This is a genomic window from Delftia sp. NA_296.1 (assembly GCF_052692095.1).
On the sequence record NZ_JBQZGF010000007.1, the window covers coordinates 273139 to 285795 of the forward strand.

At 60.0% G+C, this 12657-nt stretch carries 11 protein-coding genes and 1 riboswitch; of the genes, 5 read left to right on the plus strand and 6 right to left on the minus strand.

Going from position 1 to position 12657, the window contains the following annotated elements; all coding sequences use genetic code 11:
* Positions 1 to 165 precede the first annotated feature (165 nt).
* From ACUTR7_RS19060 to ACUTR7_RS19075, 4 genes are all read right to left on the minus strand, one after another.
* On the minus strand, positions 166 to 2196 hold the full coding sequence (locus ACUTR7_RS19060; protein ID WP_445609543.1) for a hypothetical protein: 2031 nt from the start codon (positions 2194 to 2196) through the stop codon (positions 166 to 168).
* Positions 2193 to 2747: a hypothetical protein gene (locus ACUTR7_RS19065; RefSeq protein ID WP_445609544.1), complete on the minus strand. Its 555-nt coding sequence runs from the start codon at positions 2745 to 2747 to the stop codon at positions 2193 to 2195. Before ACUTR7_RS19065 ends, ACUTR7_RS19060 begins: the two co-directional genes overlap by 4 nt.
* The gene (locus ACUTR7_RS19070) at positions 2737 to 4059 is read right to left on the minus strand and encodes a dsDNA nuclease domain-containing protein (RefSeq protein ID WP_445609545.1); all 1323 of its coding nucleotides are present in this window, start codon (positions 4057 to 4059) and stop codon (positions 2737 to 2739) included. Before ACUTR7_RS19070 ends, ACUTR7_RS19065 begins: the two co-directional genes overlap by 11 nt.
* Before the next feature lie 784 nt (positions 4060 to 4843).
* The gene (locus ACUTR7_RS19075; RefSeq protein ID WP_445609593.1) at positions 4844 to 5155 is read right to left on the minus strand and encodes a helix-turn-helix domain-containing protein; all 312 of its coding nucleotides are present in this window, start codon (positions 5153 to 5155) and stop codon (positions 4844 to 4846) included.
* 141 nt (positions 5156 to 5296) lie between these two features.
* On the opposite strand from ACUTR7_RS19075, the gene ACUTR7_RS19080 reads away from it, so the two are divergent.
* Complete coding sequence (locus ACUTR7_RS19080) at positions 5297 to 5680, plus strand: hypothetical protein (protein WP_445609546.1); 384 nt, start codon at positions 5297 to 5299, stop codon at positions 5678 to 5680.
* Between the two features lie 37 nt (positions 5681 to 5717).
* Here the strand turns inward: ACUTR7_RS19080 and ACUTR7_RS19085 are convergent, their stop codons facing one another.
* Entirely contained in the window at positions 5718 to 6068 is a 351-nt protein-coding gene (locus ACUTR7_RS19085) for an ArsR/SmtB family transcription factor (RefSeq protein WP_016453857.1), read from the minus strand.
* 350 nt (positions 6069 to 6418) lie between these two features.
* Here ACUTR7_RS19085 and fusA point away from each other — a divergent pair, with 350 nt between their 5' ends.
* Positions 6419 to 8521, plus strand: a complete 2103-nt coding sequence (gene fusA / locus ACUTR7_RS19090; protein ID WP_244386616.1) for an elongation factor G — start codon at positions 6419 to 6421, stop codon at positions 8519 to 8521.
* Between the two features lie 429 nt (positions 8522 to 8950).
* Here fusA and ACUTR7_RS19095 read toward each other — a convergent pair whose 3' ends face one another.
* Entirely contained in the window at positions 8951 to 9865 is a 915-nt protein-coding gene (locus ACUTR7_RS19095; RefSeq protein WP_016449664.1) for an inositol monophosphatase family protein, read from the minus strand.
* A 216-nt stretch (positions 9866 to 10081) separates the two neighbouring features.
* Between ACUTR7_RS19095 and ACUTR7_RS19100 the strand changes: the two genes are divergently transcribed.
* The 3 genes from ACUTR7_RS19100 to ACUTR7_RS19110 are packed head-to-tail and all read left to right on the plus strand — an operon-like array spanning position 10082 to position 12467.
* Complete coding sequence (locus ACUTR7_RS19100) at positions 10082 to 10891, plus strand: RNA methyltransferase (RefSeq protein WP_445609547.1); 810 nt, start codon at positions 10082 to 10084, stop codon at positions 10889 to 10891.
* Positions 10892 to 10926: 35 nt separating this feature from the next.
* A complete protein-coding gene (gene cysE / locus ACUTR7_RS19105) occupies positions 10927 to 11751 on the plus strand; it encodes a serine O-acetyltransferase (RefSeq protein ID WP_013803521.1) in 825 nt (274 codons plus the stop codon).
* Positions 11752 to 11804: 53 nt separating this feature from the next.
* Positions 11805 to 12467 (plus strand): nitroreductase, encoded by a 663-nt coding sequence (locus ACUTR7_RS19110; RefSeq protein ID WP_445609548.1) that lies wholly within the window; start codon positions 11805 to 11807, stop codon positions 12465 to 12467.
* A 63-nt stretch (positions 12468 to 12530) separates the two neighbouring features.
* Positions 12531 to 12656, plus strand: a riboswitch (TPP riboswitch).
* Position 12657 lies beyond the last annotated feature (1 nt).

Genomic DNA, 12657 nt, shown 5'->3' on the forward strand with positions numbered 1-12657 from the left:
CAACTCCTCCTCATTAGTCCCCATCACCTCCGCCGTGCCGAACCCTATCCCCAGCGCAATAATGAATACGATAGCCTACTGTTGCCTCCCGGTTCGGCAGCTAAATCTTTGACCTGCTCAATCCTGATCTTGTGTCTTTGTAAATATGCTTCGCATAAATTTTCTTTAGATAATGGGCAGATTTTCGTCATCAGACGAAGAGTCTGCCGTGCCATCTGATACTGGCGGAGAAATCGGCATCTGGAAGTATGGAATAAGAGGTGGATTTTCTGTATCACCCGGAGCCATATGCCGACTCTTGACTTTTAACTGCGATTTATTTGGAGGCTCGGGGAACTCTTTGTCAATAAAGATGAACTGTGTCTTTGCGAGTTCAGTCTTCGCAAGTTCATAGACCATTGTGAAGAATGATTGGAATATCTCCCAGTTCTCCCGTTCGCTCAAATTTTTCATCGCTGAGTCGATTATCAGCAGCGTCGGAAGTGCTGTGGCGCGGGTTGCTGCGAAACGATGAAGTGCGATGACAAAGCATGCTTTGAAGATACATTTCATCCCGCCGCTGCCCATGTTGGCGAAGGACGTTACTGCGATGTCCTCAATCCCATCTTGCATAACCTCTGGCCAGAAGCTCTTCCGGTCAATCTTGACCATATGCGTGGGCGTGATGCCAGGAAACCTGGCCCGAAGTAGGCAGTCATGGAACAACGTCTCTAACTGCTCAATGCTCCTCAGGTCCTTGTACGCTTCCGCTCTCAGGCCGTTCAACTGAGTCTGCAGTTCCGCTTCTTCTCTCGCCAGGGCATCGGCATCTTCAAGATAGGTCGCTAGCTTTTCAGGCAGCCTTCGAAGCCTCAACAATGTGTTGATCTTCTGTTCGACGGTTGTGGCGCGGCGTTCGGTTTCGACGGCGCGGGACAGGTATGCTGAATCGTACTCTCGCATGCGCTGGCTTAGGCCATGGTCCACCGATGCTTTCCTCCGAATAGCATCTTCCAGGCGGCTGGTTGTACGACCTTTTTGGATGTCCAAGCCTGCATGAGTTTCCATAAGCTCGTTGAGACGAGCCCGAAGGTCTACTTGAAGAACCTGCTCATCCAGATGTTCGTGTGTGCCCGTGCCAGCGGATTCTTTTTGGCCGCAAACGGCGCAATGGCTGGAGGGTCTTGACGGCAAATGTTGATTGCAGCGTGGACAGTCTTGAAAGTCCACGGCTGCCAATATTGCTCTTGCCGACTTAGTTCGGCTGTATCTGATGGTCAGCATCTTCAACTCACTGATGAGCGACTCCGTTTCCTGCAAACGCTTGTGAACAGAATCGAGCTGAGCCTCATGGCCTGCAATTTCATGTGCAAGCGCGCGCGCTTCCTCCCGTAAGGTATCGACAGCGTGCTGTCCTTGATGCAGTAGGGCATTGGCATCGGACCGAGTCTTAAGGGCGTCGGCCCTAATTCGGTATGCCTCTGCCTTGAGCTCCTCAACTCGTGTATCTATCTCGATTTCTGTTTCAAATCCTTCATCCTTCAAAAATGTCGCGAGCGCATGAGCCGATTGCTTAGCGGCCAGGCGTCGCTCATGAAGGCCCTGAATCTGTGCTTCTAGCGCCGCAACACGGTCTTGGTGATACCCAAGAAGCAGTCTCATCGTGTCAACGCTCTTAGCGCGTCGATAAGCATCTGCAGTTGCTTCTAGTCTGAAAAAATCACTATCAATGTGATCTTGGTCGAGATAGCAGAAGTGATAAATGTCGCGGAAACTTAATCTTTCCAGCCGTTGACGGTCGCTCCCTCGTCCCTTACGAACCATTGGTGGCGGAATTTCGGCTAGAAAGAACAATAGATCGGATAGAACCTGAATTTTCGATTCGTCAATGACCACCCCGTCAGGACGGCGAGTAGGGAGTAGTACCTGCTCGATTTGTTCTCCTTCTTGCCAAGTCGCTATGACCGTGGTGCTTCCCTTCTGGCGGTGAATGGTTAAATCTTTGCCGGCCAACTCAAGGGACAACGCCGCTTCTAAAAACTCACTTTGCAATGCATAAGTCCACTCAATGTTGCCGCCAAAGCAATAATCGATAAGCCGTGCAATGCTGGATTTGCCAGCGCCAATTTTGCCCCAATAGAAATTAAATCTGCCGAACTCAATAGTTTCGGTTGAATGCCTGAACACTAGATGGAGTGACTTTAAATAGAGATTCATATTCCTATGGGGTCTCCCCATTTCATGGTTTCAATTTCAGGAAAAGTCTGCTGAAAAAATAACGAGAGTGCCTTGCCACTTCGGTGGCCGAACGCGTTGGCAATCAATCGCGCACGCTGCGCCATATCTCCAAGGGCTGCATCGTGTGCCAATGCTTCGGCTGCGAGCCGTCCAAGGTCCGTAGCATGCAAGATAACCGTGCGGCCATGCGCAGATATATGTACTAAACGCTTTGCTACTAGTAGAGCAAGCCATCTTCTATACAAAGGGTCCCATGGTCCATATCTGAATCTGACCATCTTCGCTTCGATAGTAGTACGCTCAAAAGGTTGAACGATTGCAGTGTCTGAGTTCACCCCAATGGCTTTAAGCGAGCGCTCTAAACATGTCGGATAGCGAAGTAAGAAGTCCAGCTTCGCAAGCTTCGTAATTCCATCTAGCGGTTTTGCGTTCTTGCCCCCTATTGCTGTTAGCAGCAATAGCAGTCTCGCCATATGGAGGTGGTCATCAAGCTCTGTATAGGCGAGCGCACGTACAAGCTCAAACGCCATCGACTACCCCGAAATCGAACGGAAGAGACTTGCCCCATGCAAAGTAGCAACTACCAGAAAGCAGTCCTGCCATACCTCGCAGCGTTTCGACCCGAACGTTGAAAACCTGTTCGCCATCGCCGCTACTGAGCTGTTCCGTTCGTGCAAGGATTCGCCTGAAAATTCTTGGACCTCGAGTTTCTTCTGGGTCATCACTGAACTCAGCCTCGGCGTTTTGGCACTCTACAATCATCACTGCTTCTAACTGATTGAGCTTCTGCAAACCTCGCTTTGGGTCTAGATGCATTTCCTCCATAAGATGCTTTTCCGCAGAAATTGCCTGCAGCCAAATACTGCTGAACTGACCGCCCACTCCGCCAAGCTCCATCTTCTGGCGAAGCACTGCCTTTTGTCCTGATAGTTTTCCGAGCTTTAGCTGTCCTTGGGCGTCGTAGAGGAAGTTCTCGCCTGGGTGCCGCATCAAAATCTGCCTCACCTCATCTGCTGTAATCTTCTTTGCCTCGATTGAAGCGAGCTCGCGACCGTCAGGAGCTAATGGACACGCCAATAGCGATAGCGTCGAAGCATCTTTGATAGATGCGTAATGCATACGTTGGTAAACTTGCTTACCGGCCTCGCGAAGCCGAGAAATTGGAAGGTTCTCGCATTCCGGTACTTCAGAAACTATGGTTGCAAGCTGGTCCCTAAAAGCCTCCAGCTGTGGTCCCTTCTGGAACAATAACTTCTGCATTACGCGAAACACCACATCAGGTGCGTAGCCGACGGCATCGCTCAGCGTCTTTAGCACCGTCTTGTACGGCTCATTCAATCGCGTGAATGATGACTTCTTTTTGCACTCGTCGATGAGGTGCGTTGGGCTGGATGCGAACGTTTCTGGCTTCTTGGTGTTGGCCGTCGGTACGTAGGGCTTGATATTCGAGAAAAGAACGTAGTGACGGATTTGGTCGCCGTACTCATGCTCTAGTTTGCATTGCTTCCTTACTGCGTCGATAAAACCTTCGTGAGTGCATTTCCAGCGGGCCCCTGCATTTAGGGTCGTCTTGGACTGGATGGCGTCATATTGCCCCCCGCCGCAGTCGGCCAGCAGGTCGTCGTGATGCTCCATCCATATGGCGTTGTAGTCATTTTTGCCTGCAATCGCTCCACATAGGAGCACTACGCCCGCAATGTACTGGTATGAGTATTGAAGTTGAGTGTCGTCTCCTTTGTCGGCCTGAACGGTAGGCCTACCGTGTATTTGGCCAGGTAGGCCTAGCGGTACAGAATGAGACTTCACTAATATGGAGAATGACGTACTACCGTCTTTCGACATTGCTGAACTCCGATGGTTGGCAACACACGTCTCTTCGTTCGGGCCAACGCCGAGGCCTCTGCGTGCCCATCTGCTCGAATGATGGGGACACTACAGTCGTAACGAAGCAATTTACAGAGCATAGTCGATTGCTTTTGTAGGTTGCAGGGCTCGGGCCGAACACTGCGCTGCTCCGCTTCCCAGGCCGACATTGGCGGCGCAAGTGCGAAAGCTTGACACAGGTGGCCCAGCTCAAGATTGGCCGCCCTAAGAATTTGAGGAGCCGCCGGGCATCTGTGGCCCAACACTCAGTAGAAAGCTCGAGGCCGAAGCTATGAGCTTGCGAATGGTGCTACTGGAGGCCTGCATGTGTTGGAGCCAAGGGCGGGTATGGCTCTGCCGCGACGTTCTCAAAGATGTTCATGAGCACGATGAGCCGAAGCAACCATAGGTCGAGCGTCGTTGATTTGCTGGCTCTTGAGCATTTTGCGCGCATACCTGAGAGGCCTCATAAGGATCGAAATCATAGGGTCGGCCGGACCGAATTTCGCGGTTATCGCTACAAATTTTTGAGGATCCCATGGCAAGCTGCGTACCTACCGAGCCCCAACAATTAACCGTAGGAGGTTGCCGAATGACCGTCACGATACTCAGAGACGGCGTCCTGGATATCTCCGTTGGGCGCTAAGCTGCGCTCCGAGGGGCGCAGCCGACCGGTTGAATCTATTGCCTTAGGCCGTCCCTCGGAAGTCCGCTGCGACCGGCAACTTCTGACTCCTTGCCAGCATCGCGAGCTTCATGCAAATCACTGAATTCCTGATTTCGCAGGTTGAATCCCCGCCCCCAACACCCCTTCCGCCCTCCCCATCACTTCCGCCGCACTGCACCCCAGCCCCCGCGCAATCTTGAACACGATAGCCAAGGTCGGCATGTGCTCCCCACGCTCCACCTTGCCCATGTGAGAACGCTCGATATCGGCGAGGTTGGCCAGTGATTCCTGGGAGATTCCGCGCTCGGTGCGAAGGGCGCGCACGGCCGCGCCGAAAGCCCGGGCGATGTCTGCATCAAATGAAGTGGCGCCGACTGGACGGCCGCGTTTGACAGGACGCTTTTGCATGGGCAAGAGCGTCAGTTTTTGATTCAATTTAAACCACGTTATATTTAACTCTTTTGTTGATCTTGGGCTGCTGCTGCCTTGCATCCGGCACAGCTTGGTACGAGGCCGAGACGCAGGCTTCAATCATCAGAGGAGGCTTCGATGGATCAAGACATCTGCACCATTTCCGAACCCAAACTCGACGACCTGGCCATAGACGCCGTCCTGCACCTTGGCGCCGCGCTGGACGTTCTGGATCTGCACGCCCGCCACAACATCACAGCCATCAATTGCGTCTGCCGCGACCTGCTGCGCATCTACTACGCCAAGGCCGATCAGGCGCAGTCGCTTGAGCCGCAGGACAAGGAGCTGCTGGGCCTGCTGCACGACACGGCGGTGGACCTGGGCTATGCCATCGAGGTGGTGGACCATCTGAATGGCGACGAGGCCGATGACCCCATCCTCTATGCCGTGAGCTATCTGCTCAAGGCGGCCAAGCGGTTTGCGGATGAGGGCGTGGCGGCGGGGCTTACCGTGAAGGGGTAGGGCGCAGGGCTGCCGCCTGCGTTGCGGGGGCGGGGCTTCAAGGGCAGGGTTTGAGGTGGGCTGCCGTGACCTGTTCGGTGAGCGGGTCTTCGGCCAGGGCCTGCAGCAGCGCGTCCAGCAGGCCGGGAAAGCGCGCGTCCAGGTCTTCGCGGCGCAGGGAGAGCAGGTTTTCCCGGCCATCGGGGCGCTGCCAGATCACGCCGCTGTCGCGCAGCACGCGCCAGTGGTGGGTCATGGTGGATTTGGACTGGCCCTGCAAGAGCGAGCCGCAGGCGCGCTCATGGCCTGCGGCCAGCGCGCGCACCACGGCCAGGCGCAGGGGGTTGCCCAAGGCGTTGAGCAGGTTTTCCAGGCGTATCTGTTCGCGGTCGGGGTGGTTGGCAAGCATGAATCGTCCTCAGGACTTGTGCAAACAGGTGGCAGCAACGCGCTGCGCCCTGTGGAAGAACACTGGTTGCGTTCCTTCTTGCGCAAGTCGCAATCCTGTCGATGGGGCGCCACTGTGCCATGGAAGCAATGCCGCACGTCGCTGATGCGGCGTGGCGCGGGCAGTTATCTGGCAGACAGGGGCATGGCGTGGTGAAAACATGAATCGTTCTGCAAGAAGTTGCGGAAGATAGTACGATTGTCTTCGTACATTCAAATTGTCATCAACCCTCATTCAACCCCCGCGAGAATCCGACCCTTCGAACCGGCAGATCACGCACTTACGCTTTCGTAGCACCCAGGAGTCCTTTCATGGCCCGCCATACCCCCATAGAACGCTATCGCAACATTGGTATCTCCGCGCACATCGATGCCGGCAAGACCACCACGACCGAGCGCATCCTGTTCTACACCGGGGTGAGCCACAAGCTGGGCGAGGTGCACGAAGGCGCCGCCATCATGGACTGGATGGAGCAGGAGCAGGAGCGCGGCATCACCATTACCTCGGCGGCGACCACCTGCTTCTGGAAGGGCATGGACGGCCGCTTTGAGCAGCACCGCATCAACATCATCGACACCCCGGGCCACGTGGACTTCACGATTGAGGTGGAGCGATCCATGCGCGTGCTCGACGGCGCCGTCATGGTCTATGACGCCGTGGGCGGCGTGCAGCCGCAGTCCGAGACGGTCTGGCGCCAGGCCAACAAGTACAAGGTGCCGCGCCTGGCCTTCGTCAACAAGATGGACCGCACGGGCGCGGATTTTCTGCGCGTGCGGCAGATGATGATCGACCGCCTCAAGGCCAACCCCGTGCCCATCGTGCTGCCCATTGGCGCAGAGCAGCAGTTCACCGGCGTGGTGGACCTGCTCAAGATGAAGGCCATCATCTGGGACGAGGCCACGCAGGGCATGAAGTTCGAGTACCAGGACATTCCCGCAGCCATGGTGGCAGACGCCAGGAAGTGGCGCGAGTCCATGGTGGAGGCGGCTGCCGAGGCCAGCGAAGACCTGATGAACCGCTACCTGGAAGAGGGCGACCTGCCCGAGGCCGACATCCTGCGCGGCCTGCGCCTGCGCACCATTGCGGGCGAGATCCAGCCCATGCTGTGCGGCTCGGCCTTCAAGAACAAGGGTGTGCAGCGCCTGCTGGACGCCGTGGTCGAGCTCATGCCTTCCCCGCTGGAAGTGCCGCCCGTGGAAGGCCATGCGGAAGACGGCTCCATCATCGTGCGCCATGCCGATGACAGCGAGAAGTTCTCTGCCCTGGCCTTCAAGCTGATGACCGACCCCTTCGTGGGCCAGCTCACCTTTGTGCGCGTCTACTCGGGCGTGCTCAACAAGGGCGACAGCGTGCTCAACTCCGTCAAGGACAAGAAGGAGCGCATCGGCCGCATCGTGCAGATGCATGCCAATGAACGCCTGGAGGTCGATGAAATCCACGCCGGCGACATTGCCGCCTGCGTGGGCCTGAAGGACGTGACCACGGGCGAGACCCTGTGCGACCCGTCCGCGCCCATCGTGCTGGAGAAGATGGTCTTCCCCGAGCCCGTGATCGCCCAGGCCGTGGAGCCCAAGTCCAAGGCCGACCAGGAAAAGATGGGCATTGCCCTGTCGCGCCTGGCGGCCGAAGACCCGTCGTTCCGCGTGCGTACCGATGAGGAATCGGGCCAGACCATCATTGCCGGCATGGGCGAGCTGCACCTGGAAATCATCGTTGACCGCATGAAGCGCGAGTTCAACGTGGAAGCCAACGTGGGCAAGCCCCAGGTGGCCTACCGCGAGACCATCCGCAAGAAAGTCACCGATGTGGACGGCAAGTTCGTGCGCCAGTCCGGCGGCAAGGGCCAGTACGGCCACGTGGTCTTCACGGTGGAGCCGCAGGAACCCGGCAAGGGCTTCGAGTTTGTGGACGCCATCAAGGGCGGCGTGGTGCCGCGCGAGTACATCCCTGCGGTGGAAAAGGGCGTGGTCGAGGCGTTGACCAGCGGCGTGCTGGCCGGCTACCCCGTGGTGGACGTCAAGGTCACGCTGACCTTCGGCTCGTACCACGACGTGGACTCCAACGAAATGGCCTTCAAGATGGCGGCCATCTTCGGCTTCAAGGAAGCGGCGAGAAAGGCCAGCCCCGTCATCCTGGAGCCCATGATGGCCGTGGAAGTCGAGACGCCCGAAGACTACGCCGGCACCGTCATGGGCGACCTGTCCTCGCGGCGCGGCATGGTGCAGGGCATGGACGACATGGCCGGCGGCGGCAAGTCCATCAAGGCCGAAGTGCCCCTGTCCGAAATGTTCGGCTACGCCACCTCCCTGCGCTCGCAAACGCAAGGCCGTGCCACCTACTCCATGGAGTTCAAGCACTACGCCGAAGCACCACGCAACGTGGCCGAGGCGGTGATCAACGCGCGCGCGAGGTAAAAGAGGCGGTAACCGTGCAGTGGGCAGCATGCTGCCCCTGACCCTGGCCCCCTCTCACCCCTCCCGTATGCCCACGCCTGCGTCGGGCCGCCTGCGGGGTTGCAGTCCTGCCGCAGGACAGGACTGCCTCGTCAACTGACTCGCCGTGATTGTCTGAACGTAGCGCGCAGCGCGAAGTGAGTTTCACGGCGAACCCCGCAGGCGGCCCGGCGCAGGTTGCCCGCAGCGAAGCGAAGGGACGTGGGCATTCGGGTCGCCTTCTTTGATCTGACCTTTCTTGGCGAATCAAGAAAGGGCAGTCGGCCGCCGGGCCGAGACCCGGCCTCGAAAAGCAACCCCCCGGCAGGGGCAAAAAGCGCACCGAACCCGCGCCCAACGAAAAACAGCTCCTTGAGGGAGCTGTTTTTCATAAGAGAGGAGAAGCCGGAATCAAGCCTCAGGCTGCTGCTCAGACTCAGCAGTTTCAGCATCAGCGACGGGAGCCGCCTCTCCAGAATCAGACAGCGCCTGCCGCACACCAGCCTTCTCCCCAGCCGAAGCAAACTTGCTGTACTTGCCAACGATGCCGACCAGCGCACCATAGATGCGCGGATTGCCCGCCAGGCATTCCTTCTGCTCCAGGAAATCAGCCTCGCCCGTGAAGTTGCCGACCAGGCCACCGGCCTCGGTCACCAGCAGGCTGCCGGCGGCCACGTCCCAGATCTGCAGGCCGCTTTCGAAGAAACCGTCGGCAAAGCCGGCTGCCACGTAGGCCAGGTCCAGCGCGGCTGCGCCGGGGCGGCGCACGCCTGCGGTTTCCTGCATCACGTCGCCCAGCATGTTCATGTACTGCTTGAAGTTGTCGCCACGGCGGAAGGGGAAGCCGGTGGAGATCAGGCTGTCCTTGAGCTGGATGCGCTTGGACACGCGGATGCGGCGGTCATTCAGGTAGGCACCGCGGCCGCGCGTGGCGGTGAACAGGTCATTGCGCGAGGGGTCGTACACCACGGCGTGCTCCACCTTGCCCTTGAAGGACAGGGCAATGCTCACGCAGTACACGGGGAAGCCGTGGATGAAGTTGGTGGTGCCGTCCAGCGGATCGATGATCCAGACGTAGTCGGAGTTCTTGGCGCCGAACTCGTTGCCCGATTCCTCGGCCAGGATGCCGTGGCCCGGGTAGGCGCCCAGCAGCGTCTCGATGATGGCCTGCTCGGCCGCCTTGTCCACCTCGGTCACAAAGTCGTTGACCTGCTTTTGTGCGACACGCACGGATTCCACGTCAAGAGCCGCGCGGTTGATGATGGCGCCGGCGGCGCGTGCGGCCTTGATGGCCACGTTGAGCATGGGATGCAGGTTGGTCGACATAGATTGTGAGGCGTAGGCGGAGCAGCGGCTGTGCAAGGAGAGGACGGTCCTCTCTGGCAAAAGCAGGCTGTTTGACGCGGGTAAGAACGGAAAAAGCCGCGTCCGGCGATGCGGGGCGGCGACAATAGCGCGCAATTTTACCCGCCTTGTCCGTTTTGTGCTGCGCAACCTGTCCCGTCTTGGGGGCTCTGCCGGCGCCGGCAGGCCAGCGACGCAATGAAAACCCGATTCGTACTGATAGAAACCAGCCACGCCGGCAATGTGGGCGCCGCCGCCCGCGCCTTGAAGACCATGGGCTTTGACGACCTGGTGCTGGTGCGCCCGCGCTGGCCCAACGTGCTGCGCAAGGAAGAGACCATCCAGCGGGCCAGCGGCGCGCTGGACGTGCTGGGCAATGCGCGCGTGGTCGAGACGCTGGAGGAGGCGCTGGACGGCATCAGCCATCTGTGCGCCACGGCCATGACGCCGCGCGACTTCGGCCCGCCCACGCGCACGCCGCGCCAGCATTTCGAGCTGCTGCTCAGCGGGGCGCTGGATGTGCTGGCTGCGCCCGATGAGGCCGCGCCGCCCGCCGATGCATCCGTGTCCGCACCGGCTCCCGCGCCGCGCTGCAACCAGTCCGGCGTGGCCTTCCTGTTCGGCTGCGAGCGCTTCGGCATGAGCAACGACGATGTCTACCGCAGCGATGTGGCGCTGTCGATTCCGTCCAATCCGCAGTTCGGCTCGCTGAACCTGGGGGCGGCCATCCAGGTGGTGGCCTATGAATGGCGCCAGGCGCTGGGCGGCTTTCCCGTGGTGGAGCACACGCCTGCGCCGCAGCGCGCCGACGCGGCCCAGGTGGCCGGCATGCTGGGCCATTGGGAGCAGGCGCTGGCGCATATCGGCTTTCTCGATCCGGCCGCACCCAAGAAGCTGATGCCGCGCCTCAACCAGCTTTTCAACCGCTCGCAACTGACCGCCGAGGAAATCCACATCCTGCGCGGTGTTGCGAAGGCCATGCTGCAGAGCACCGCACCGAAACGCTAGACTGAGCGGTCTTGTCAACAATAACCAGCCCCTAGATGCTTGACCGCCTGCGCTCCGATATCCAGTGCATCCTCGACCGCGACCCTGCGGCACGCAGCACCTGGGAGGTCATCACCTGTTACCCGGGTCTTCATGCGATCTGGCTGCAGCGCCCGGCGCACTGGTGCTGGAACCATGGCCTCAAGTGGCTGGGGCGCTTCATCTCGCACATCGGCCGCTGGCTCACGGGCATCGAGATCCACCCCGGCGCCGTCATCGGCGAGCGCGTCTTCATCGACCACGGCATGGGCGTCGTCATCGGCGAGACGGCCGTGGTCGGCGACGGCTGCACCATCTACCACGGCGTGACCCTGGGCGGCACCTCGCTGTACAAGGGCGCCAAGCGCCATCCCACGCTGGGCCGCGATGTGGTGGTCAGCGCGGGCGCCAAGGTGCTGGGCGGCTTCGAGGTGGGCGACGGCGCCAAGATCGGCAGCAATGCCGTGGTCATCAAGCCCGTGCCCGCAGGCGCCACGGCCGTGGGCATTCCGGCGCGCATCATCGCCAGCAAGAACGGCCACAGCGCCGATGTGACCGAGCACGACCTGGCATCGGCCAAGGCCGAGTCCATCAAGGTTCCGGCCTCTGCCGCGCCCCAGCCGTTCACGGCCTACGGCATCACCCAGGAAATGGACCCCGTGGCCCAGGCCATGCGCGGCCTGAGCGATGGCGCGGCCGCGCATGAGCAGCAGATTGCGCTGCTGTGGGAGGCCATTGCCAAGCTCTCGGCCGGCAGCAAGGTGGGCGACTGCGTGCCCTGCGAGTCCGAGCGCCCGCAGGCCTTCCAGAAGGACAAGATCGACCAGATCATGGGCAAGTAGGCCTGCAGAAGATCACCAAAGATCCCCCAAGAAGACCGGAGACTCCGACCAGCATGAACGTTGAACAGGCCTTGCATGCGCGCCGCTCCGTGCGCGCCTTCCTGCCCCAGTCGCCCGATGCGGCCCTGGTGCGCTCCCTGATGGAACAGTCGGCACAAGCGGCCTCGGGCGGCAACCTGCAGCCCTGGCGCGTGCTGGCGCTGACGGGCGAGCCGCTGCAGCAGCTGCTCACCGCCGTTGCCGAGGCCGAGCCCCAGGACGCCCAGCCCGGCCTGTCCTACCCGCCCAATCTCTGGGAGCCCTACCGCAGCCGGCGCTTTGCCAATGGCGAGGAGCTGTACCAGTCGCTGGGCATTCCGCGCGACGACAAGCCCGCGCGGCTGGAGCAGCTGGCCCGCAACGGCCAGTTCTTCGGCGCGCCCGTGGGCCTGATCGTGGCGGTGGACGAGCGCATGGGCCTGCCGCAATGGGTGGACCTGGGCATCTACCTGCAGTCCTTCATGCTGCTGGCCTGCGCCAATGGCCTGGCCACCTGCGCCCAGGGCTTCTGGCGCCGCTACAACGACGCCGTGACCCAGGCGCTGGCGCTGCCCGAGGGCTACCACGTGGCCTTCGGCATTGCGCTGGGCTACGAGGACAAGGATGCCCCCATCAACAGCTGGCGCGCCACGCGCGCACCGGTGGCCGAATGGGCACAGATGCGCGGCTTCGATTGAGCAGGGCTTTCAGGCCCCTGGGCAAACCCGCAGGGCAAGGGCGCCTTGCCATCCCCTATACTGCGCTCTGCTCCGGGGTGTGCTGATGCACTGAGATGCCAACCGGTCCATGCGCTGCATGGGCCAGGCGGCGAACCCGACGAACTTGATCCGGTTGATACCGGCGGAAGAAGAGCGGGACCCTGAAGCG